Consider the following 25313-nt stretch of genomic DNA (forward strand, 5'->3'; position numbering starts at 1 on the left):
CTGTCAGAAAGGCGGGATAAAATGGTCAAAAAACGATGGTTACAAACCGCAGCCTAGGAGCAGTGTGCCTATTATTAGGCTTTTAGATGATAATTTAACCGAATTACTGTTCTCATGGTTAATCAACGAGAAAACTGTCAGAATTTAATAGAAATATTAACTTCAAAACACCTCCATTAATACCTTACTGTATTGATTGAGATTCCTAACCATGAACTATAAGAGAAATAATTAGAAAATTTTTTCTGCTAAGTTCAATTACACTTTATTTAACCGCTTCTTACGAGCAATCAATGTGGCAAAATTCAATTTGATGCGATTACCAAATTTATCAGTTTTATGTAAATGCCCTGGTTCTTCATTGTATTTGATGATTTCCCAATCTTTATAATAATTTATTAATTCACTAGGTGCTAAAAAACTATTAAAAGGTAAAATTTCATAAGGAGTATCATCAGTTTCAACTGCACAAACAATTAAATTGTACCCATCAACATTTGTATGATTTTGCATATCCTCAATAATCTTAGCGATTTTATTTCTCTGTAAAAACATCAATACCACGGTTGAAATAATTATATCGTAATTTTCTGTCAAAGCATGATCATTAATGTCATAGATTGCTGTTTTTATCTGCTTGAAATCAGCGGTTTTTTTGACTATTTCAATGGCATTAATATGTTGAGGATTGATATCCATTGCAGTCACAGCATAACCTTGTAATGCCAAAAAAAAAGCTATTACGACCCCGACCTGAGCCCAAATCTAATACTTTACATGGTTTGGTAATTTGAGAAAGAATACAAACTTCTGAATGTGGAAGTGTAAGACCATTTCTTTTATAAAAAAATGCTTCTTCGCGGCAATAAAAATAGAGTTGACACTCAATATCATCACTAACAGATTCTATTTTATGCCATATTTGAGGCTGAATTTGCATTGGTTGACACTTTACATCAAAATGGTGCTGCTGCTCATTACCATTCTCATCAAATATCACAAACTGCATACTACCTCAATATATCGTCAATTGAGCCCATGTACCTTCTTGGGTATTATGACGTTTCATTAGTGCTAAAGGGATTGTGGACTTATTCCAATTAGTAAATTGTTTGTAACAAATAAGTTTGCTCATAATCATTTCTTTATAAGTTGCATTTTAAATGCATTTTAATTTTTTTTTCTGTATTGGTAAATTCCGCTGACAAATAAAATTGAATATATTTATTCTTAATTATTTTTGCTAAACAATCAGCTTGCTGTCCTCTCTCAGATAGAAAAATACTAGATAAGAAGCTAATCATCATGATGAAAGTAAATTGACTAGTTAGTAGACTACAAAAGAAACGGCTACCATTTGGTAGCCACTTTAGATGATATGCCATAACAAATAAATTTTTAACATTAAGTAAATTCAAGTTTTAAGCAAATACTTTATCAGGGCATAATAAAATTATGGATAAATCAAAAATCATAACTGACAGAAACCTTTAAAGTACGCGGAGTACCCTGAAAAATATAGGTACCATAGTCTTCAACGCCAGACCAATATTTTTCATTAGTTAAGTTATCAATACCAACCCGCCAAACTATCTCATTTTGATTATGATTAACTTGCATATTGTAACGCATTGCCAAATCCAAAGTGGTATAGCTAGCAAGTTTTTTACTATTTTCTATATTTACATATTGGGAGCCAGAATGATTTATCCGCATAATTGCCGTTAAACCGTCTATTGATTCAATGTCATATTCAGCACCTATAACCATGTAAAAACGTGGTACTCCAATCGCATCATTACCATCATTGACTCTATCTTGTGTCTTTGTTAACACTGGATTTAACCAAGTTGCACTAGTATTCAATCGCAAACCTAATACCGGTTCACCAAATATGTTTAATTCCATACCTCGATTACGTTGTTGACCAGTAAGGCTATAACGTTTTGTGACACTATCCAAAAGTGCAGACGGTTTTTTAATTTCAAATAAGGCTAATGTACCGCCGATCCGGTCAAAATCCATTTTCATCCCTATCTCATTTTGCTGGGAATAAGCAATACCTGTACTTTGACCATAATTTGATGCGTTCTTTGGTGCTATGCTTCCCGGTTGCAAGGCTTCTGTATGATTGGCATATAAAGCAACTTGCTGCCATGGTTTGTAAACTATCCCATAGGTAGGCATCCAATGGCCCTTGCTATACCGTGCATCACGCTCTTCAGCACCGGTTTCATTATTATAATTGCGAACCTCTACTTTCTGATGACGTGCAGCTATCAATAATTGTAATTTATCATCAAAGGCACTCAATGTATCACTTAATAACCAACCCTGAGTAAAGGCACGACCCGTTGTTAATGGATCAGAATAGTTGCCACCAAAAATGGTATTATCCGGCATAGCAACATAACGAGTATGATAAATATTAGTAATAGGATTATTAGTAGACATTCGCCATGCCATTCTATTACGTTTATTCTGTGCAGAATATCCCATATTCAAGCGATGAGTAATAAAAGCGGTTGCAAGCTGCCCCCTTACGCCGACCATAGCACTAAACGAATCAATAAAAAGTTTGGTATCAAGCCGGCTTACTGTTGCATCACCTTTGCGATTTATTACTTTCGGTGAGCTATAGGTACCTATTTCTTGGCTATGTTGACCACCCGCCCCAGCATACATTATCCAGTTATCAGCTAGATCATATTCAACTCGTGCGAGACCAAACTAGTTCTCTATATTACTATAACCCCACTTTTGACTATAATTGTGTCTGTTATTGGGTACTAGTGGAATAAAATTGACTTCACTAATATTTACACCCATGGTACCACCGTGAAAAGTTTTCTTTTGATAACCGAAATCCAATGAACTTCTAACTCGGTTACTATGATAATCCAAAGCAAGCGTGGCTAACGTGGTTCGGCGCTTATCATTTTTTACCGCAGTTTCTCCCTCGCGGTGAACTAAATTAAGACGCGCACCAAACTGATTATCTTCACCAAAACGACGACCAACATCTAATGTTCCACCCACTTGCGATATTGAAGTGTAGTCTAAGCCTAAACGGGTAATAGGTATATCCTCTGCTCGTTTGGGTTCAAGGTTAATTATGCCACCAACGCCAGAAGAAGCGGCACCATTGACTAATGCGTTAGCACCCTTGAAAATTTCAACCCGCTCAATCATTGCAGTATCCACCATCTGACGAGGTAGAATGCCAGGCAGTCCCCCGAGCGTCATATCATCGCCATCTAACTTAAAGCCTCTGATACGATAAGTTTCGGCAAAATTACCAAACCCTTGTATACTCTGAACTCCGGCATCGTTATTGACGACCTCAGCAACAGTTTTTGCCTGTTGATCGCTGACCATTTTCGCCGTATAACCAATGACATTAAATGGAACATCCATGGCATTTTGCTCACCCAACATACCAAGACGACCACCATGTGCAATATGGCCATTTAAATGGGCTGGCACAAGGGAATCTCCGCCAGATTGAAAGTCATTTTGCGACTTTGCATGCACGACAATGATATCTTGTTGATTTTTTATATTATTGATTTCAGCAGTTGCTGTTTGCGCTGTAGTATTCATTGTCAGCATCAATAACGAGCCACAAAATGGTACCTTCATGTATTTAATATTTTTCATATTTTATTCAAACAAAAGACTGGTGTTGTAAATAATGACCGCCTGGAAAGTTAATTTTTTATAAATCAGCAAAAACTGAACTGAGCAAAAAGCAGCCAACACTCATTTCATAGCCATGATGAATTGGAAATAACTTGCCATTATTCGGTCATGATAAAAAAACAGAAACCCTATATAATAAAATATATTTTTTATCATATAGTTACTGATGCGAACTCTTTACGTTTAACGCTTTACCTAAAATGATATATATTCCCTGTCAAATATAAAAAAGCAATTACTGAAATAGGAATTCATGCAAACGAAAATGAGAATTATACTCATTTGATTGAGGTAATCAAGAATCTATATAAAATATTAATAACGAAATAAATGTATATTTTAGCGTAAGTAATTAGCTAAAAATATTTTTTATTTATAAAATTCAATCTATTAACTCACTACTCGTTTAATTAAAATTAATTAAAATGGGTGTGTTAATATATTTTATACAAACCCATTTTCAAAATTTAATATAAGTAAATAATAAATATATAAAACCATATAAAAACTTAACTAATATAAAATAGCTTTAATAAAAAACCACCAGCATTAACCAGTGGCTATTAATAAAAATACTTTGCAATGAAAAATTATTGTATAATCCATTCATTACCATCAGAAACAAACATTAATTTTTCAGATTTATTTATTCTAAGCTGCTTATTATCAAAATAGAGGGTTGAAGGATAACTAGCATTAGATTTAATATATATTGATTTAAATTTATATTTGTTTGCATCTGGGAAATAAATTTTAGGTGCCCAGCTTCCATCATAAGTTTTTATGGCAATTAACGCATTATAATTTAAAGCGGCAGCTACTTCTTCTACCAAAATATTTTGACTATTCCTGATAGTAACTTTATGAATATTAGGAGGAATAGATACATTAAGATTACTAATAGTGTTAATACATTCTCCATCATTACATGCTGCATGAACGACAAATATATTATTACAGTTACCACTAGTGTAAGTACGTTGTTTAGCTAGAATGCGATTATCGCCTAAAGGATTGCGAAACATAGAAGCTTGCGCACCGATATCATAACAAGACTTTAATTGATTATGACCATGAGAATATTCGTCGACAAATCCTTTAGAATTATTTAATTTGCCATAATTATTTGGTACTTCAATAATACCGATCGTAGTTGATGTTCCATCCATTAAATCAGTAATCAAACCAGTAACTAAATTTCCATCTTTGCTAACATCCAGTCGATACAAATGTCCTGCTATCCATTGAATAACAACATCACACTGTACACCTGAACCAGCATAATAAAAATAACGGCAATTCCCACTTCGCCACCCTTTAGCCTGTTTAATTGAATAATTAAATGCATGAACGCCATTTTGTCTATTTTGTAATCCAATAAAACCAGTACCTCCATTTATAAAATTAAATTGATTCGCCCAATAATAATTTGACCTCGAGCCGCCATCATTATTAACTTGTAGGAAAAAGGATATTTTATTGAATGCAGCATTGTCAGGCCATTTATGTTGAATTGTTACAATATCACCGACTACAATCGCATTAGATAAACTACTCCATAAAAATACCAAAAATAATAAATAAATTTTCTTCATATAGTTATTCCTATTTATTTTATATTATTTATTAAATGATGAAATAATTGAGGTTTATTTAATTATTATCCACAAAAAAATATTTTATAACATATTGAATATAATATATTTCTGCTATTGCAAAAAAAATAAAAAATTATAAAATAGTTATATTTAAAATTAAGTTTAATTGACTAAATAGTACTAATTTTAGCAAAATGTAATTATGATTTAGTTATAATTAATATTTAGGTTGAATTATACTACAGCCCATTCTTTCAACTAATTTTCCTGGTTTTGATTTTATTGCTTGCTGAATATTTTCTGGTAACCCACTCCAAATAATTAACCCAGTTCTCTGTTCAATTTCTTTTACTGTGACTTGATATTGACAAAAATTCCCACTCAGTGGCGTATTTTGTTCCATAATAAATGCAGCATAAGAAGATTTTTCAGGACTGTCATTTATATATGTCACTTTCCAGTATCCACTAGGGATAAGATGTTTTTTGTCGCTATTAGGTAGCTTACCAATATTTTTTTCATATAAAGGACCTGTTACTGAAAACACCTTATTACCTACTCTGGCTAGCGCTCTTTCTTGATCTTCTAAACGCGCCCATGCGCCTTGATTAAGCTCTGCGACTTGTGGGGTGATATTAGATAAATAATTAAGTGCCGGCCAGTCCGCCAAACCTGCCAAAGAAGCTAATGGCGCCTGATGGCCTCTATCCACTTTTAATGCTTTATTGGCACCAATATAATCTGCTGGAGACAAGGTTGCATTATTACTTAAATCTGGATCTTTTTTCCAATTTCTATCCTTACCGCTGCCTAAGCTATCCATCGTTATTAAGTAGGCAACCCAATTTGCAAATTTAGTATTACTGTTATTATTTAGCGTATAGACTACACGTTGTATCGTGGTATTACTTCCTCCTATTGGACAACCTATTCCACAATTTTGTCTAACTTGAGGCGTAATTTTTTCAATAGACTTAACAGGTGCTGGTTCATGTTGAACAATATTACAGCCAGAAATAAGTAAAAATAAATGGTAAAAATATTTTCATATGATAATTTCTCATCTTAATAGTCGATTTTTTTATATAAATTTTACTATAATATTTAAACCAGCAAACAAGCTATTTGACAACAAGATAAAACAGTAAAAATAAATATAAAATACAATAAATACTCTTATATAAATAAAATTTACAATATTTCACAAATGTTATTGCAATGTTGAAAAATATAGCGCACAATTAATCGTCATTTTTACTTATCATTGGAGGATAATTTTATGACAGGGTTATTGAAAACTTTAGCTATTATCATCTCTATTTTTAGTATTAATTGTGGCTATGCTGCAGCTGATATATTAAATGACAATATAAAAAGCACTGATATAACTACCAACATAGGTTTCAATCCACCTTTTGAAAAAATAATTACAAATATCATTGATGCCACGACAGAAATCAAGAATAGCGCTCCTCAGTTATCTAACTGAATTAGACATACCTCTTCAGTAAGAAGAGGTGTATTATCTCTAATTTAATAATTACGTTTTTTGTTAAGGATCACAAGATTAAATTCTGAATAACATTAGCAAAATTTGACAATACATGATTTATTAATATAAATAGTTTTATTAAAAAATTTAAATTAAAATATAGCAATATTTATTAACTAATAGTTTCAAATAAAACATTTAAATTCGTTTTATATTGTAGAAATATTACTCTATCAGTTAGGCGTTATTCCAATATATTATAAATTTATTCTAAAATGTTTTCTATTATTTTATCTAATTTCAATTATCAAGCCTTAGTCATTAATAAACAATTTTTATACTTATAAATGATAAAAACGCCACAGCTGACCAAGTAATTTGAAAACTCTACAGATTGTCATCTAATGACGACAGTATTAGAGATATTTCAACATTCTTTTTCTAATGATAGAGTATCTATTCTTGCAAACAAAAAAATATGATTGATTAATATTATCACTAATAACAAATATTCCTTAGACATAACTATCAATAACTAAATAATTTAGAAAACACAATATAAGAAACAAAATTTCAGATTAATATACTATGATAAATATTGTTATTTAATTTATAATCGATAGCGAATTTCACAAAAATAAAGGTTAAAAATGAATAGATTAAAATTAACGATTGCTCTTTCTTCCTGTTTATTATTAGCTGCTTGTGATAAGCAAACAGAAACAACTATGTCAGATAATGAAAATAAACCCATCCCGCTAGCAATTAAAATGATGGGAAATAGTTTCCAGCCTGATGTTAGTAATGTTGTTATTACTCAACGTACTAATCGTATTGAGTCTCCTGATTCAGTTGAAGTAAGTATTGTAGAGTCCGGCCTTTTAGACGATTCTGTCGAAGCAATCAAAACCATTTTTACTTTTATTCTTAAAGATGACAAATGGATCTTAGAAAAACCGCAAGATGTATTAATTAAATGCTATGAAGGTAGAGGACATAAGGATTTTTCACCTGAAACATGTGCCTAATCTATAGTTAAATATTAGCCAAAATGCGATAAAATTCTTAAGGTACCGTAACCAATTACGGTACCTTATAAGGTGCGATTAGCAGACAAGAAATTATTAGCAAATAAAATTAATGTTTATAGCAAATGTTAGTAAATGACAATATTTTAACTCTAGTTAATTTTATCTATCTTATTTATTCAATATGAGATATTGAATAGTAAATAAATATTTTATAACAAAAATCAAATATTATGTTTAAGCCTCTTTTCTTAGTATAAATAGCCTACTATTTTCATTCATTAGCATATTATGTTAATGAATTTTATTATGCTAATTTGGCGGAAATAACATAATCTGCACCATGTTTTAAACTTCCCTGTTGGGCAATACATAAAAGTGCCTGTTGTTCTAATTGATTGATATGCTCAAGCATCGACATGGCTAATTGTCGATCAACGAATGTATTAACCCGCTGGCGGCACATTTCCATTTGGCCTGTCAACCAATTGTGACCATAATTAATTGGATAATGTTTAAGATCTACTATTTCAAATCCCATTTGTTGTAAATGATAGATCACCCAATCGGCCGGATATTCTCGATATGGACGTTCACCAGCAAGTAATAAACATGCGTCACGCAAACGGCCAATACTTACCACAAGATGCCCCGCTCGGCAATTTGCATTGTAAGGGACATAAGGCTCCAAACCAGTAAAATAAAGCCGATTAAGGGTTAATGCTTTTAAAGAGGTATTTGCCAGTAAGGCACAAAGCCGTCTACCGCGCCTAATAAATAATCAGCTATAACAGTATCAAATCGTTCATTAACCATGAAATCACTATCAGCCCAATTACCTAATAAAAGACGATCCTGAGGTCTTTGTCTGGCAGAGATAATTTGCTGAATATCGGCTTTCATATTAATTGCACAAGTTACTGCAGTCCAACTTTCACTCTTAAGCTGGCTGATCCAGCTTAGTGAATTAATACCTGTACCCGCATCTAATATCTTGCCCCAGGGGTTATTACCATGAATCATTTCAATATGACGAAATAGTGTTGATACCAAATCAATTCCCCTAGAAATTTAGAAAGATAAACTTGCTCCAATAACAAAATTACGACCAGGCAAATACATTTCATTTTTAATATACGAGGTATGATCCCGAGCTGCGCCATTAAATAGATTCTCAATGCGCCCATACAGCATATAATCTAAGTCATTAAAATGATTTTGCCAGGTTAGGCCAATATCAACTCGGTTATAACCGGCTGTTGATGTTTCATATTGCGCTGTTTTATGTTGGCTACCAACATGAGTAAGTCGCAACCGGCCGTTTAAGGATTCAAACCATTGATGTTCAATGGTAGCTGAGATGCGGTAAGCCGGGATACGTGGCAAATAACCGCCACTACGAAGCTTGGCTTTAACAATATCACCCTGGACAGAGAACTTGGTATTATCCGTGAGTTGATATGATGCTTCAGCTTCAATCCCATTAAAAACAGCATCTTGCTGTACATAGTGTAGATGGCGATAACCCGCACCAGGTGAATAACCTGCATCCTTACCATAAATATATCCATCAATATGGTTATAGTAAGTATTTAAGCCAAATTGGAAATCGCCGGCAAATTTGGTAAAACCAATATCAAAATTAGTTGCTGATTCAGCTTTAAGATGTTCATTACCTGTTTCAATCGTCCTTGTTGCAGCATGGATCCCATTTGCATAAAGTTCTTCAGCAATAGGTAAACGTTTAGAATGTGATAATGAGGCCGTCAATGCATATTCAGGAGCCAATGTCCATGTTACAACGGCCGATCCGGAAGTACCACTATGTTGGCTAGAACGACTACCTTTTGTTACATCAATTTTTTGCCACTCATGACGAACGCCTAATTCATAACGTAATGGGCCGGCCTCAAATTCCTCAATTAAAAAAAGCGCCTGATTACGGGTCAAAGTAGCAGGAACATACGCTTCTAAACCTTCAGCAGAAAAATTACGCTGAGTAAACTGTCCACCTATTACCCCGTGCCAACCTAAAATAGGTGCATGGGTTAATTCTAGCCGTCCTTCTGTTGCTTTATTATTAAATGTCGTTTCAACTGTCTGACCTTCAATTTCATCATGACTATAATTCGTATGTGCCGCACGTAATCGGATACGCTCAAAACCGCTAAAAGGATCCAGATATTCGCTACGGATTTCCCAACGTTGCTGTTTCATATTCACAAAGGGAACACCATGGCTATGATTGTGTTGATGATCGTGCGCATGAGTAAGCCCATGATGCATATGACCATGATGATGCGTATGATCATCTTTCTCACAATGCCAATTTCCTGAAGAACTATGTTCATGGCAATGAGCATGGCTGTGACCCGGTAAACCATATTCATTATGTTGAATACCATACGCCAGACCAATATAGCCCTTTTCCCCAATCAAACTGGCACCAATATTAAAATTATTAGTACGATTATAAGAGCCCTGCAAGCGATAAGAATCTAGTTCACCGGCACGCTTTGGCATACGATAATCTTGCGCATGACGTTTTAATCCTTCCAATCGAAGCGCAAAATTCTCTTTACCTAATGTTAATCCGACCGCTCCAGTATTTTCATAAGCGACACTATTGGTCCGTAGATCAATCTGTCCCGCATAACCTTTTTCTGGTACTGAAGTGGGGATCCGATCATCTAGCACATTAATAACACCACCCATTGCACCACCACCATAAAGTAATGTTGCTGGCCCTTTTAAAACTTCAATTCGATTAGCTAAGAAAGGTTCGCTGGTGATCGCGTGATCAGGTCCAGCAATCGAAGCATCCAGTACATCAATGCCATCATTCAGTACCTTAACGCGTGCGCCCGACATACCACGAATAATTGGCTTTACTGCGCCTGCTCCAAAATGGCTACCATTAATACCTGGTATTTCCTCTAATGTTTCAGCAATAGAAGCCTTACGCTGCTGCGTTAACTCCTCTCCCGACAAAACCTTGGTTGGCGTTGTCATCAATAAAGAAGGGCGATTTAATGGATCGGTTTTTACAACGATAACATCCTTGTTCTTTTTTTCCGTACTTAGTTTTGCATCTGCCATTACGCCAGATGAAATAGCCATCCCAATTGCTGTTGTCAAACTGGACAATAAAATTTTCTTCATTTTGTTTACATTTCCTATAAACGAGTGCTCTTTAATTCCATTAATTGTATTATGTTATAATATAACATTAACTGTAGTGAAAAAATAGCCCATTTCTTAACAAATGAAATGATTATTAATAATTTCTGTAATTAATAATTTTTTAGGAGGGCTCATTAAGCTAATCGGGATATTAATTTGTTAATTAATATTTATAGAATTTTACACAAGTAATTTAGAGACTAACCACATATCATGTTAAAAGTACCAACATCACTACCAACAACAAGTTTTACCCACGCCGATTAGTCGTTCCTCTTGATCCAGCTCAATCCAGAAGTATGGTGAATTATTAAAATCTGCTTACCTTGATTAGCGATTTATCCACTGAGGAAAAAATTTTGTCTATCTTACGCCGCACGTTAATTGTCTTACTTAGTTGTACCTCGTTCTATATTTATGCGGCTTCCAATAAAGAATTAAATATTGCCTGGCCAGTGAATGTTGGGCCACTTAATCCCCATCTCTACACCCCAAACCAAATTTTTGCCCAAAGTATGATTTATGAGCCCTTAGTTAAATATCAAGCTAATGGGCAAGTAACACCGTGGCTCGCAAAAAGTTGGCAACATTCCGAAGATAGAAGAGTTTGGATTTTTACCTTACGCGATGATGTTACTTTTTCTAACGGTGAACCCTTTAATGCACAAGCCGCTGAAAAAAATTTTCGTGCTGTACTCAATAACCGCCAACGTCATGCTTGGCTAGAATTGACTAATCAGATAACCAATGTTAAAGCGTTAAATAACAATCAGTTACAAATCACACTTAAAAGTGCTTATTACCCTTTCCTACAGGAGCTATCTTTACCTCGACCTTTCCGTTTTATCGCACCTTCGCAGTTTAAAAAAAATGAAACTATGGATGGTATCATTGCCCCAATTGGTACTGGGCCATGGAAGTTACAAACGTCAAAACTTAATCAATATGATGTCCTGTTACGTAATGATCATTATTGGGGCAAAAAACCGATACTAGAAAAAATAACCATCAAAGTGATCCCCGATCCAATCAGCCGTGCTGTCGCATTTGAAGCTGGCGATATCGATCTACTATATGGTAATGACGGACTCTTACCACCCGAGATTTTCGCTTACTTAAGCCGTAATCCACAGTACCAGTCCCAACTCTCTGCTCCGATTGAAACGATAATGTTAGCCTTAAATTCTGCGCGAACACCAACTAAAGAGTTAGCGGTACGCGAAGCACTTAATTATGCTGTTGATAAAAAAAAGCTGATTGCCAATACGTTTGATGGTACCCAAAAAGTAGCCAATACCTTGTTTGCGCCAACGGTACCTTACGCCAATATCAAACTCCCTGCACGAGAGTATGACCCGCAGAAAGCTAAAGCATTATTGGATAGTGCTGGCTGGATATTACCAGCAGACAAAACAATTCGTGAGAAGGCAGGCGAACCATTAAGAATAGAACTCGCTTTTATTGCAACCGACGCCCTCAATAAATCAATGGCTGAAGTTATTCAGGCTAACCTACAGCAAATTGGTGTAGACACAAGACTAATAGGCGAAGAAGAAAGCAGCTTTTATGCCCGTCAACGAGATGGCAGATTTAGCATGATTTTTAATCGCACCTGGGGTACGCCTTACGATCCATACGCTTTTATGAGCTCAATGCGGGTACCTTCACATGCTGATTATCAAGCTCAATTAGGCTTATCGGACAAAAAGATCATTGACAATGAAATCACCCAGATCCTGACAACAACCGATGAGCAACAGCGCAAAATGTTATACGTTGATGTACTAACTCGATTACATCATTCAGCGGTTTATTTGCCAATTAGTTACATATCACTCATGACCATTTCACGTCCGCAATTGGGCCATATCCCGTTTGCACCTATATCGACAGAAATTGCATTTGAGCAAATCAACCCGGAGAAATCATAATGTTGCGCTATATTTTACGGCGTATTCTACTACTAATACCGTTGCTATTAGCCGCCTCAGTTATTGTTTTCGTACTGCTGCGTTATGGCACGGGCGATCCAGCCATGGACTATTTACGACTGTCAAATCTACCACCTACACCAGAAATGTTGGCATCAACACGCATAATGCTTGGCCTTGATCAACCCCTGACTGTGCAATATGGAACATGGTTATGGAAAGCACTGCATCTAGATTTTGGCAAATCATATGCAACTCAACGTCCTGTACTAAATGATCTTTTACAATTTTTGCCAGCAACTTTGCAACTCGCTGGAGCGGCATTATTCATTATTTTATTTACCTCTATCCCCTTAGGAATCTGGGCAGCGCGTCATCGAAATCGCTTACCTGATTTTGTCGTACGCATCATCGCATTTTTAGGCGTTTCCATGCCAAACTTCTGGCTAGCCTTCCTATTAATCATGTTATTTTCAGTTTGGCTAAAATGGTTACCTGCTCTAGGTTATGGTAGCTGGCAACATATTATCCTACCGGCATTTTCTATTGCTTTTATGTCACTAGCAATTAATGCCAGACTGCTACGTGCGAGTATGTTAGAGGTTGCCGGACAACGACACGTTAGCTGGGCAAGATTACGAGGACTCACCGAGAAACAAACTGAAAGACGACATATTTTACGTAATGCGTCACTACCGATAGTAACCGCTCTTGGGATGCACATTGGTGAGCTGATTGGCGGCACCATGATTATTGAAAGCATATTTGCCTGGCCCGGTATAGGTCGATATGCAGTATCGGCAATTTTTAATCGAGACTATCCGGTGATCCAATGTTTCACCTTAATGATGGTGGTGGTTTATGTGCTATGCAATCTGTTGGTTGATCTGCTTAATGCCGTTCTTGACCCACGGTTCCGACATCAAGAAAGGGGAAATGCATGAATTTTTACCTTTCAACTCGTTGGTCTGTACGCTTAGCGATCATCATTATTGCGCTACTGATTATAACAGCCCTTACCAGCCATTGGTGGCTACCTTACGATCCACAAGCGATTGAGCTAACACAACGGCTACTACCACCAAATCAGCAACACTGGCTTGGCACCGACCATTTAGGTCGCGATATTTTCTCTCGTTTATTAGCCGCAACACGCGTGTCACTTGGCTCAGTCATACTGTGTCTTATATTAATCTTGGCATTGGGGTTAAGCATTGGTGCAAGCGCTGGGTTATTGGGTGGCAAAATAGATCAAATTCTGATGCGTATTACTGAGCTTTTTATGACGTTTCCTACTTCAATTCTATCATTTTTTATGGTTGGCGTTTTAGGAACAGGGCTAACCAATGTCATCATTGCTATTGCTTTATCGCACTGGGCTTGGTATGCACGTATGGTGCGTAGTATTGTTATTTCTCTGCGTCAACGTGAATTTATTCTAATAGCAAAAATGTATGGCGCCAATAGCGGTCGTTTATTTATCGATCACCTAGCTGGTGCAATCATCCCATCGTTATTAGTTTTGGCAACCTTAGATCTTGGTCATATGATGCTACATGTGGCAGGCATGTCTTTTCTTGGACTGGGTGTTACTGCACCAACAGCTGAATGGGGAGTCATGATTAATGATGCTCGCCAATATATCTGGACTCAACCACTACAAATATTGTGGCCAGGCTTAGCCCTGTTTTTAACGGTGATGGCTTTTAACCTAGTTGGAGATGCCCTACGCGATCACCTTGATCCTTATCTGGTAGCGGAGCGTAACGACTAATGTCAGAGAGAATTGAATTGCAGAATATAACGCTTAAAGCCCAACGACTGCTGGTACAAGCTGTGTCGCTAACGATCAATAAAGGCAAAGTGCTAGCATTAGTCGGCAGCAGTGGTTGTGGCAAATCATTAACTTGCGCCGCCATGCTCGGCATATTACCTGCGGGCGTAAATCAAACTGACGGAAACTTACTGCTGGATGGGCAAATTATCTCTCCCCAACAGTTACGTGGCACACATATCGCAACTATCATGCAAAATCCACGTAGTGCTTTCAATCCGCTTAATACAATGATTAGCCATATTCAAGAAACCTGCCACGCTCTCGGCAAACCCGTTGATATTGCCATGATAAAAGCAACATTAAAGTCAGTTGGATTAGAAAATGCCGACCATATACTTTCACTTTATCCTTTTGAAATGAGCGGTGGAATGTTACAACGAATGATGATGCAATAGCTATACTCAGTGATACGCCATTTATCATTGCGGATGAACCAACGACTGACCTTGATACAGTTGCTCAAACTCATCTTCTGGATCTACTAGAAAATATTATCCAAACTCGTGCAATTGGCATGTTATTGGTCACTCATGATATGGGGATAGTTGCTCGTTTAGCTGATGACGTCGCCGTTATGCATGCTGGTAAAATTGTCGAATATAGCAACGTTAACGCCATTTTCAATAGACCTAAGCAGCAAATTACGCGTAATTTACTGGCGGCACATCTGGCATTATATGATCTGGGGTTATCTGTATGACATTACTTGATATTGACAAAGTCACTTTTGGCTATCCTCATCAGCCTCTACTTTTTAACCAAATAACACTAACTCTAAAGGCTGGAGAAAGCGTTGCATTATTGGGGCGCAGTGGTTGTGGAAAAAGCACGTTAGCGCGTTTATTGGTAGGTCTAATCTCACCTTGTTCAGGCGAGATCCGCTGGGGCGGAACTTCTCTAACAAAGCTAAAGGGAAAAGCTATGAGCCAGTTTCGTAAAGATATTCAGATCGTATTTCAAGATCCAATAACCGCCGTTAACCCACGTAAAACCATAGACGAAATTATTCGTGAACCCATTCGCCACCTTTTATCACTAACTAAAAAGGAAGAACAGGCACGCATAGCTAAAATGCTAAATGCGGTTGAATTGGATAGTTACCTACTCAATCAACGCCCATCTCAATTAAGTGGTGGTCAGTTACAGCGTGTATGCCTAGCACGTGCCATGGCTGTCGAGCCTAAATTGTTAATCCTTGATGAGGCCGTTTCTAATCTCGATCTGATACTACAAGCGGAAATTATTCAGTTACTTAAAAATCTTCAGCAACAATTCTACACGGCATGTTTATTCATTACCCATGACTTACGATTAGTTGAACGCCTCTGTCAACAACTCATGATAATGGAAAATGGCCAAATTATTGAAACTTCAGTGGTAAAAACGCCATTGATCTTACACTCGAAGACCGGTAAGGCACTACAGAATGCAGTTTTGCCAGCATTTCCTGTATATAATGACAATTCTATAGCAGAGGTATTTTTCTAATTGAATCACAGACTGTCCAGGTAAATTTTCAGCAAATCCGTGATGATTTGCTGAAAATATTTTTTAATTTGCCGACTTTCACTATTTATTTTCCTTACTGATAAATGACTAACTAATATATTTAATAATGGACTTTGATAAAAATTAGCATATTTTTAAATAATAATACTTAAGACTTTATTAACCGTTAAGGAAAAAATATGGCTTATTATGGTTGGGTTCTTATCAAATTTATTATTGGATTTGTCATTGTTATTACACATTTAAACCTTTCAGGTAAAACACAACTATCGCAAATGACGCCGATTGATTTTATAGGTAATTTTGTTTTAGGAGGTATAATTGGCGGGGTAATTTACACAGATTCAATTCCTCTATATCAATACATTATCGTTTTGCTCATTGGTGTTTCATTGGTTTCCTTATTGAATTTTATAAGCAAACATATCCACTGCATTCGTTCTGTCACCATTGGTGATCCAATTCCAATTATTAAACATGGCAAATTTTTAATGGAAAACATTCTGCAAAACAAAAATAAAATAGATATTTTAAAAATCTCCTCACAGCTGAGAGCACAAGGGATACATTCTTTTCAAGAAGTTGTTTATGCGCAGATTGAGCCAGATGGACAGATAACCGCTGTTTGTGAGGGCGCAAAAATGCCATCGGTGATCTTAATGAAAGATGGTGAAATAAGAAAAGCGGGGCTTAACGAAATTGAAAAAGATAAAGACTGGCTATTAAAAAAAATGAAAAAATTCAAAATCGAAGAAAAAAATGTATTTATTGCTGAATTCTGGCAAGGTAATTTATTATTTATATTAAAAAATGGTGACATTAAAAAACTACCCGCTGACTTGCTTAAAAAGCAGCTAAAATAATTTATTTACACTACAATAAACAACCAAATTCAATTTTTAAACTTCTAAATAAAATTTTCTAATAAATCAATCGTACAGGCATCAAAAAATACTTTTTAATTAACCGGCTGATTAAAATATTTTTAGCTGTCAATTGGGCTAACTTAAAAATAGTTATAAAGGATCCGACTATTTTAATATTTTCATTCATTAAAACTTATATAATGATTATAAAACTTAAATTTATCATCATCATATTAATAAAAAATAGTAAACCAGATTAAATGAAAAATTTCTTTTATAAAATATATAGATTAACTCTACTACACTATCTCTGTTTTTTACTAACTCACTAAATTCGTTGACACAGCTCACTTTATATCAACATAGCAACAATTAATCTTTCCCATTACCACTGAAATATTATACCCATAAGCCGATATCGACACTGCTGTCTCTTTTGCGTTAATTGCTTAAGATCAAAAAAAGCCAGCATTCAAGCTGGCCAACACCAGGGAAAACAACAACTTCGACATTAAGTTTGATAATTATAATACAGCAAAAAATTATTAAAAATAACAAATATAACGTTTAATGCTCAAATAATAACCATCCCATTAACTACTTTGATGTTAATCAAAATGTAATATGTGGTTAGCCAAAAGTGAACAATAAATAATTTAATTTTAAATGACAAACAGACATCGGAATGACACGGCACCTACTCTAATTGAGATATGGAATTCAAGTGAATATCGAGGCAAATTGCCAGATATTTACAGCTCGCGTTGGGATGACGGCGGTAAGCTAGTGCAATGGAATGGAATAGCACAAGTGATTCGTTCATTGTTTATGCCTACTTTATTGGCAAAATTGGTGTCCATCACTTTTATATTATTGATTTAGGGTATGACAAAGCACATACCCTAATAGAAAATAACCGCCAAATCCCCAAATGGGTCGCTATTGCTAAACAATTTCGGCTGCAAAATATCTGATATAGTGTTAATAACACCAAAATCCCGTGCTTACCTTGATCTACTGGACGATAAAAGAACCTAGATTTTGATATACTAATTGAAATAAAATGACTCCAATCCGTTATTGACTATCGTATCAATGCTCAAATCGGGCAATACGGTTATCTATTTTAATAAGAATAAATTCATGCACACATCCTGTTTGTCAAAGTCTGAACGTATACTCTTTCCGTTAAGTTTAACCTTATTTGAATTTAGCGTTTATATCGCTAATGATATGATCCAACCCGCCATGTTAGAAGTGGTAGCAAATTTTAATGCTGGCGTAAAATGGATCCCCACTTCCATGACCGCTTATCTAGCCGGGGGCGTCTTCTTACAATGGTTATTTGGCCCGTTATCAGATAAACGTGGTCGACGTCCCATTATGCTTATTGGCGTCTTGTTCTTTACTATTAGTTGTTTAGCCATTTTACTCGTTTCGAATATCGAGCAGTTTATTGCCATGCGATTCTTACAAGGCATCGGGCTATGCTTTATTGGTTCAGTTGGCTATGCAACTATTCAAGAGGCATTTAACGAAACAGTCTGCGTTAAAATTATTGCGCTAATGGCCAATGTCGCTTTGATTGCGCCCTTATTGGGGCCATTGGCCGGGGCTACATTAATTAATATCCTTCCCTGGCAAGGCATATTTGTTATTTTTGCTGTTTTAGCGTTAATCTCATTTGTCGGTTTGTTTTTCTTCATGCCGGAAACAGTAAAGCAAAAAGGGGAAACATTATCTTTTCCCCATTTATGGTGTGATTATAAACAAGTATTAAAAAATCGACGTTTTATCAGCGGCGCAATGGCGATAGGATTTGCCGCCGTACCGCTCCTTGCTTGGATAGCGCTCTCCCCCGTTATTCTTATCAGTGGAGAACAACTGTCAATGCTCACCTATGCGCTGTTACAAATACCGGTTTTTGGTGGATTAATTATTGGTAACTTAACGCTAAGCCATTTAACTGGAAAAAAAACTTTAGTTCAACTAATTAAATTTGGTGGAAAACCGATAATCATTGGTTTAATTGTGGCGGCTAGTTCAGCATTTTTCTCATTAGGCACTTACCTATGGATAACAGTGGGTCTATCTATATATGCGTTCGGGCTTGGTATGACTAACGCCTGTTTAATCCGACTAACTTTATTTTCCAGTGATGTTAGCAAAGGCACTGTTTCTGCCGCTATGGGTATCATTAACATGGTAATATTTATTTTAGGCATAGAGCTTGCCAAAATAGTTTATCTATGGAGAGATGCAAATGCTTTTAATCTGCTAAATTTACTTTGCGGCTTATGCTGGTTACTGTTAGTCATGTTTTTTACTTATAAACTCCCCCAAAAAGAAGAAGCATCCACAGTTAAACAACTCTGACGATTTTCGCTTATTCAGATAGCCACAACTGCATGCAACTGTGGCTAATGATATTTTTATAACCAACAATTCCGCTAACTTATTCTTCAATGAACTAGCTAACCAAGATAATTTTTTAGCACTAAAAATTATAACGACAAATTTTAAAACTAATTAAAATACGCTAAATTTAGAAATTAATTTAATCCAATCAATAATAAACCCTAACGAATACAGAGTAACCTCTCAAGAATTAAGCATCATCTCCTACGATTAATCGCTGCTATTAAATTTAATTAGGCAATTGCAAAAATTACCAACAATTCACATATAAATTATAATTATATATTATTTAAAATGACGTTAATTAACAAATGAAACAAATTCTTTTCATAAAAAATATCTGTTATGATTAGTTTCTATTAAATACTTAATAGCTATATTATAGGTCAATATGTGTTCAATAAAGTATTAAATATTTTCCATCATGATAAATTCAGTATGTCTGCTGCATTATTGGAAAAAAATGATATAGAAAATAAAAATATGAAACTAGGAAAGTTAATTGCAAGTGGTACAGAGGGAAAAGTATATCAAGATGCCAATAATAAACATTTTTATATAAAAAAACCGTATATTAATGATAGCTATATAGAATCCAAAATGAAAAAACAGGTAAACTGTTTTAATAAATATTATGGCGAAGGATCAGCGGCTTTCATAGAAAATGAGGGTATATTTTATATTAGAATGTATAAAGTGCCTGGAATACCCATTAGTAATATTGATGACAAAATATTCCCAGCAAGTGCACAAGAGCGCTTTCAGCATATGATCTGCGATTTAGGTGATAGAGGCATTATGCATGTTGATTTAAACTTTAAAAATATTCTTTATGATAAAAAAACAAATACATTTTATCCGATAGATTTTTCTAACGGGCATGAAACGTATCACAGTGGAAGCAAAAACATCAAAAATTCAATAAATAGTGTTTCAGAAATGATGTATGGTTGGGCGCTTAAGTATATTATCGAACACACATACTAACTTGCCAAAAATCAAAATAACCCATTATCAATCTCGCTGAGTATAAGCAATAACAAACCGCTCTCAGCGTTTTGCAATATCAATTCAACAAACTTTTATACTAAAGTGTTAGAGCACCAACAAAAGTAATAAACCCAATAATGCATCAACCTTCAAAAATTAAGTGTCACATCCTGCGGTCTCCACCAGTAGGTTTGGTTAAACTCTCGCTTTTAGCTTACCGCCATTCTTTAATCGTTTTCTTTTCAATCACTACATTGATGCGGGTAATTTCGCCCACCTTGTGTAATACCAGCTTGATGATGACTTTTTACCTTATAAATGGTTTTGCTATCCTGAATTAGTGTGCCGTACAATAAGCCCTGCATTCGGCAGTTGTCTTAGCGCAACCATGTTTACCACAGGCACAACTAATGCGAGTTAACATGAGATTTATCCTTTAGTTATATTTAGTATTAAGCAAACTTCTGTTTAATATCTAGTCAATAATTTTTAACACTAATTGTGTGAAGACTTATATAAAAAATACAATTCAAGCATCTCGACACAATTTTATTGCCTTTACACTAATGCTATTGAGTTACTACATAAATCAACTATTGTTAGTAATTCTTATTTAAGTTTGGAAAATAAAATATGAAATCATTATGCAAAGTTGTTGTTATTACAGTTTTTCTAACATTTAGTTATTCAGCAGGAGCAGCAAATAACAATATAAACATTGATACAAATAAAAAACCAACCAATAAATATTTTAAACCTTTTAACGAACCTAGTAAATGTATTCCAGTAAACTCCATCATCGATGGTTTACCTGCTGCTGAGTAATTTTCATTTTCAACAGTAGTAAAATGACAAAAAGTATTTTGTAATTCATTTTAAATATTTTTTATTTAATGATCAGAGAATAAATTATGAAATTATTACTTAAGATATTCACTGTTTTTTCTTTTCTGGGACTTAGCTTTCTTTCTTTAGCAGATAATAACAAAACTAAACAACACCTAAAAAATGAAACAGGAGGTATATGTCGCACAAACTTAGGCGATAATGCTATACCGACAATTTGTCTCAATCCTACCACCATGGTAAAATTTCCCACCTTTAATTACAAAATTTAAATACCCCAGCTATACCTCTTCACTTCAAGAAGAGGTAAATAACAAACCACTGCTATTGTATTAAATATAAATCTGTTTAATTTCTTACTGCATTTAGGTAATTATTTTTTATAAACATCTGTCACGTTTTTCCTCAATTCAAAAACAGCCTACTAAATGTTTATTTAAAAAAATTTGTTTGATATCTAGTAGATAATATTTCACACTCACTGTGTGAAAACTTATATAAAAAAACAAAAATATTCTATTTATAATATTTTATTGCATTTACATTAATGCTATTGAATAGTTTATCATCAAGGTTAATATTGATAATGATTTTCATTAATAGTTAAGGAATAAATTATGAATAGATTATTTAAAATATTTACGGCGGCATTTATTTTAGGGTTGAGTTCTTATTCGTTCGCTCAAGATGGAAATTCATCTGATAATAAAACTGATTTTGGAAAAGCAGAATTCACAGGCGGCATCCCATCAGAATCGCTTATAACCGACTATTCTGTAGACGAAAATGATCAACTTATATCTGTAGCGCCAAGAATGTAAAATTATTGCTGTTTTTTATAAAGCATATATTAAGGTTACTTCTTCATAATAGAATAGGTAACCTTAAAATCACCGCTTAGCAAATACCACTCTATTTACCAATCTTTTTAAAACAAATAGATAATTATTTTTTTGCTGATAAACTTATTCCCCCTAACAACTGTACCTTTAAAATTTCGAATTGAGTTCTAAGACGAAAATAATTTCGTTTAGCACCAGGCAAAAATCGATTGAATCTTGTATCATCTAACGGTTAGTCTTTGCACGTATGGCTTTGACAAGCAACCGAATAAAACATTTTTTAGTTGGTGACAAAAACCTTATACTATCAATGGGTTAAAAGTGAAAAACATAGCCAGACAATTGACTGGCGGCGTTAATAAACAATTTATTTATTTTTTAATACAATCCCTCAATTAACTGGTATGTCCGACAGGATTGGAAGCTATCAGTCTTTATACTAATCCAGTAAAAAGTAATTAGTCAGCTTCGATAAAATTACTTATTTAATCTTTATTAAATCTTTTTGCTATGTTTTATTTTAGTTTTTAATGCTTAAATTGATCACGCCAAAACCACTGTAAACATTCTTTAACTAAAGCGTATTTTTTATTATTAAAAACGGCTAAGGAAACGCTGTCGCTATAATCAATCTAATTTAGCGACAGGGTTAAATAATTTTTACTTTTAGCCAGTAATCATTTGGCGAATTTATAGGTTAGTTATTTTTACATCTAAAATACGATATGAAAAAAAATTTTCATCACTAGAATAATCAAATTTTATTATAGTTTCCCATCTATTATCTTTTAATTCAAAAACTTTAATTTTTTCGCCATAATTATCATGGTAGCAATATTCTAGAAAATGGTTTTTATACTCTTCAGAGGCTAAATCTTTTAATGTCAAAAAATGTTTTTTTGCTTCAATAGAATTTAATTCTGTTAGAGCGTTATTTAATTTTGCTATACAAGAATATGCTTTTTCTTTTCCCGTAGAAAAAAAGAAATCTTTTATTTTTTCCCATAAAGTTAATTGAATAGGTGAATTATTTTTTTGTATTTCTTTAATATCTCCAATACTGATCTTTTCTCTTATAAAAAAATTTTTTCCAATAGATAAACTCATGATTAAATCTCTACTAACTCTCTGATGTTAAAATTATATTCTTTATAATTTAAAACAAATAAATTGTTTTATTTATACAGTATTACCCTATCTATATTCTCTCAAGTGTTCAACCAAAATTGGTTTTTATTGGCTTAGCTGTTGCAGCAATTATGCAAGTACCATCTTGTTTTTAATAAACCAATCAAGCAAATCTACATCTTTTGCGAGAGTAAAAACCGACGCATCATTTTTTTAACCCATGTTTACCTGAATTGCCTGCCAGCTTTTTTTGGCTACCAGTTTTGGGCGACGACCCAATTTTCCCATCGTGCCTGCCATAGTAATAGCTTTCCCATCTTTAATTTCGATTTACTTCAAAATAGCTACTGCGTTCGGTCGTTGTCTGTCTTTGCCTAGCCGCTTTTATGGCAGGAGCGGAGGTTTCGGCCTAGCATGAGATTTATTCTCAGATTATACTTTTTCTGCTAATTGTATTAATAAATTAGCGGTATTTTTGCTACACATTTATATAAAATTCTATTAATTGTAATTTTATGGAATTTTTATTTACTTACACGAATGTTTCTTAAATGTTAATTATGCAAAGTATTATAATTAATACTTTTCACTTATCCATGAAAAATAAACGATGAACAAATTACTCAAAATATTGATTGTATCTTTCCCAGCGTTTGGCTTTGTCAGTATTTGCCATGCTATGGCTACACCTACACCGATATAGGTTTGTCAGAATATCGTTGTCAACAAAGAAGATAGTAAACGCCATTGTTATACATTTGACACTAAAGGCCAACGCTATAACATTGTTTTGCAAGATGATAATTGATTTATTTTTTACCAGATACCATACCGCCCACTTCTTAGCGACCTTAAGGCAGTGAGCCATCATTTTACCGTATTATGATGTTTTTGATTTGCAGTAATATCTGATGGTTTTACTTGAAGCCATTACTGCTATCGATAAAAAAAGTCTTCCACAACGCCTATTGGATGGCTCTTGCGTCCGGCAAAATTGCGCTAATACATTGATTTAAAATCAAAATTTTAATTTATTGTTATGTTATTTAAATATTAAATTTATTGTCTATTATTAATCATTCTTATATATATTTGGAGAATAAATTATGAAATCATTACTTAAAACAGCTATTGTTACATCGTTTTTAGCGTTTAGCTCATTTTCTATTGCTAATACCAATATACCTTGGCAATGTACCATAAATACTTTCATGACAGACACGGCTAAATCCATTAGATGGCAAAAAGAAAACTGTCTGCCACCATCAAACGAATCTACACCGCAAACTTCAAATGAAATAAATATATCCAATACACATGGATAAATTTACTTTTTCAAATTCGTTTTTCGATCTATAAATTTCTTTTATCCTTTCTCGAAACCCTAGAAACTATGTCTCTAAGGTTTCGAGCTGGCGTCTGAGACGGAGATAATTTCGCTCAGCGTCAGGCGCCAGCCAATTGGGTAGCCTTACATCAACCACATTAATATCTATTGATAATGATTAAGTCTAATTAGTGTAAAAACTTATATAAAAAATTAAAAAAATTCTATTGGTGATATTTTGTTGCATTTACATAAATGTTATTGAATTGTTAAGAATAAGTGTAAATACTAATAAAGATTATTATTTACTTCCGGAGAAACAATTATGAAATCACTATTCAAAGTATTGACTATTACATCACTTTTAGGATTTAGCTCACTTACTATCGCTCAATTCAAATGCACTTCACTGAATATTTTAATTGCAAGAACTGCTGAAGAGGAAAATGCGAGAAAGCAATGGGAAAAAGAAAACTGCGAATTGCAAGAAATTTGTCGTAACATATCCTACGAGGGAAAAGAATTTGAGGTATGTAGTCCACCCCTTGTAAGAAAAACGTCTACCGATGAAAAACGATAGCATGCATTTTTCAGATTAATTTTATGCTTATAAATC

Annotated in this window: 20 protein-coding genes and 3 pseudogenes; 15 read left to right on the forward strand and 8 right to left on the reverse strand. The window is 34.3% G+C overall.

Annotation, left to right across the window (positions count from 1 at the left end):
• Positions 1 to 258 precede the first annotated feature (258 nt).
• From tehB to G468_RS20205, 4 genes and pseudogenes are all read right to left on the reverse strand, one after another.
• Positions 259 to 1135, reverse strand: a pseudogene (tehB, locus tag G468_RS20195) (SAM-dependent methyltransferase TehB).
• 329 nt (positions 1136 to 1464) lie between these two features.
• Positions 1465 to 3660: pseudogene (locus G468_RS20200) on the reverse strand (TonB-dependent receptor).
• Between the two features lie 632 nt (positions 3661 to 4292).
• Positions 4293 to 5297: a DUF3472 domain-containing protein gene (locus G468_RS0108605; protein WP_034249597.1), complete on the reverse strand. Its 1005-nt coding sequence runs from the start codon at positions 5295 to 5297 to the stop codon at positions 4293 to 4295.
• A 220-nt stretch (positions 5298 to 5517) separates the two neighbouring features.
• Positions 5518 to 6270 (reverse strand): DNA/RNA non-specific endonuclease, encoded by a 753-nt coding sequence (locus G468_RS20205; protein WP_407062040.1) that lies wholly within the window; start codon positions 6268 to 6270, stop codon positions 5518 to 5520.
• A 309-nt stretch (positions 6271 to 6579) separates the two neighbouring features.
• Between G468_RS20205 and G468_RS0108615 the strand changes: the two genes are divergently transcribed.
• Positions 6580 to 6789, forward strand: coding sequence for a hypothetical protein (locus G468_RS0108615; RefSeq protein ID WP_026822788.1), 210 nt, complete (start codon positions 6580 to 6582; stop codon positions 6787 to 6789).
• 653 nt (positions 6790 to 7442) lie between these two features.
• A complete protein-coding gene (locus tag G468_RS20210) occupies positions 7443 to 7820 on the forward strand; it encodes a hypothetical protein (protein WP_034249601.1) in 378 nt (125 codons plus the stop codon).
• Between the two features lie 307 nt (positions 7821 to 8127).
• Here G468_RS20210 and G468_RS24455 read toward each other — a convergent pair whose 3' ends face one another.
• From G468_RS24455 to G468_RS0108630, 3 genes are all read right to left on the reverse strand, one after another.
• Positions 8128 to 8463 (reverse strand): hypothetical protein, encoded by a 336-nt coding sequence (locus tag G468_RS24455; RefSeq protein WP_210409079.1) that lies wholly within the window; start codon positions 8461 to 8463, stop codon positions 8128 to 8130.
• Between the two features lie 83 nt (positions 8464 to 8546).
• Positions 8547 to 8873: a class I SAM-dependent methyltransferase gene (locus tag G468_RS24460; RefSeq protein ID WP_210409080.1), complete on the reverse strand. Its 327-nt coding sequence runs from the start codon at positions 8871 to 8873 to the stop codon at positions 8547 to 8549.
• 18 nt (positions 8874 to 8891) lie between these two features.
• The gene (locus G468_RS0108630) at positions 8892 to 10982 is read right to left on the reverse strand and encodes a TonB-dependent receptor (protein ID WP_026822789.1); all 2091 of its coding nucleotides are present in this window, start codon (positions 10980 to 10982) and stop codon (positions 8892 to 8894) included.
• A 377-nt stretch (positions 10983 to 11359) separates the two neighbouring features.
• Here G468_RS0108630 and nikA point away from each other — a divergent pair, with 377 nt between their 5' ends.
• From nikA to G468_RS0108685, 11 genes and pseudogenes are all read left to right on the forward strand, one after another.
• Positions 11360 to 12934 carry a nickel ABC transporter substrate-binding protein gene (gene nikA / locus G468_RS0108635; protein WP_026822790.1) on the forward strand — a complete coding sequence of 525 codons (1575 nt, stop codon included), beginning with the start codon at positions 11360 to 11362 and terminating at the stop codon, positions 12932 to 12934.
• The gene (gene nikB, locus G468_RS0108640; RefSeq protein ID WP_026822791.1) at positions 12934 to 13878 is read left to right on the forward strand and encodes a nickel ABC transporter permease subunit NikB; all 945 of its coding nucleotides are present in this window, start codon (positions 12934 to 12936) and stop codon (positions 13876 to 13878) included. Before nikA ends, nikB begins: the two co-directional genes overlap by 1 nt.
• Complete coding sequence (gene nikC, locus G468_RS0108645; RefSeq protein WP_026822792.1) at positions 13875 to 14708, forward strand: nickel ABC transporter permease subunit NikC; 834 nt, start codon at positions 13875 to 13877, stop codon at positions 14706 to 14708. Before nikB ends, nikC begins: the two co-directional genes overlap by 4 nt.
• Positions 14708 to 15471 (forward strand): annotated as a pseudogene (locus G468_RS20220) (nickel import ATP-binding protein NikD). Before nikC ends, G468_RS20220 begins: the two are co-directional and overlap by 1 nt.
• Positions 15468 to 16259 (forward strand): nickel import ATP-binding protein NikE, encoded by a 792-nt coding sequence (gene nikE, locus G468_RS0108655; RefSeq protein ID WP_026822793.1) that lies wholly within the window; start codon positions 15468 to 15470, stop codon positions 16257 to 16259. Before G468_RS20220 ends, nikE begins: the two are co-directional and overlap by 4 nt.
• 200 nt (positions 16260 to 16459) lie before the next feature.
• Positions 16460 to 17143, forward strand: a complete 684-nt coding sequence (locus G468_RS0108660; RefSeq protein ID WP_026822794.1) for a DUF421 domain-containing protein — start codon at positions 16460 to 16462, stop codon at positions 17141 to 17143.
• Positions 17144 to 17937: 794 nt separating this feature from the next.
• Entirely contained in the window at positions 17938 to 18120 is a 183-nt protein-coding gene (locus G468_RS0108665) for a hypothetical protein (RefSeq protein ID WP_026822795.1), read from the forward strand.
• A 169-nt stretch (positions 18121 to 18289) separates the two neighbouring features.
• Entirely contained in the window at positions 18290 to 19522 is a 1233-nt protein-coding gene (locus G468_RS0108670; RefSeq protein WP_026822796.1) for an MFS transporter, read from the forward strand.
• Between the two features lie 435 nt (positions 19523 to 19957).
• Positions 19958 to 20551, forward strand: coding sequence for an OspG family effector kinase (locus tag G468_RS20225; protein WP_135677945.1), 594 nt, complete (start codon positions 19958 to 19960; stop codon positions 20549 to 20551).
• A gap of 636 nt (positions 20552 to 21187) precedes the next feature.
• On the forward strand, positions 21188 to 21379 hold the full coding sequence (locus G468_RS0108680; RefSeq protein ID WP_026822797.1) for a hypothetical protein: 192 nt from the start codon (positions 21188 to 21190) through the stop codon (positions 21377 to 21379).
• Positions 21380 to 22017: 638 nt separating this feature from the next.
• On the forward strand, positions 22018 to 22221 hold the full coding sequence (locus tag G468_RS0108685; RefSeq protein WP_026822798.1) for a hypothetical protein: 204 nt from the start codon (positions 22018 to 22020) through the stop codon (positions 22219 to 22221).
• A gap of 711 nt (positions 22222 to 22932) precedes the next feature.
• Here G468_RS0108685 and G468_RS0108690 read toward each other — a convergent pair.
• Complete coding sequence (locus tag G468_RS0108690) at positions 22933 to 23349, reverse strand: hypothetical protein (RefSeq protein WP_026822799.1); 417 nt, start codon at positions 23347 to 23349, stop codon at positions 22933 to 22935.
• A 1127-nt stretch (positions 23350 to 24476) separates the two neighbouring features.
• On the opposite strand from G468_RS0108690, the gene G468_RS20230 reads away from it, so the two are divergent.
• On the forward strand, positions 24477 to 24695 hold the full coding sequence (locus G468_RS20230; protein ID WP_034249605.1) for a hypothetical protein: 219 nt from the start codon (positions 24477 to 24479) through the stop codon (positions 24693 to 24695).
• 327 nt (positions 24696 to 25022) lie between these two features.
• Positions 25023 to 25277, forward strand: a complete 255-nt coding sequence (locus tag G468_RS0108710; protein WP_026822801.1) for a hypothetical protein — start codon at positions 25023 to 25025, stop codon at positions 25275 to 25277.
• Positions 25278 to 25313: the final 36 nt, after the last annotated feature.

This window comes from Arsenophonus nasoniae DSM 15247, assembly GCF_000429565.1.
Taxonomy (GTDB): domain Bacteria; phylum Pseudomonadota; class Gammaproteobacteria; order Enterobacterales; family Enterobacteriaceae; genus Arsenophonus; species Arsenophonus nasoniae.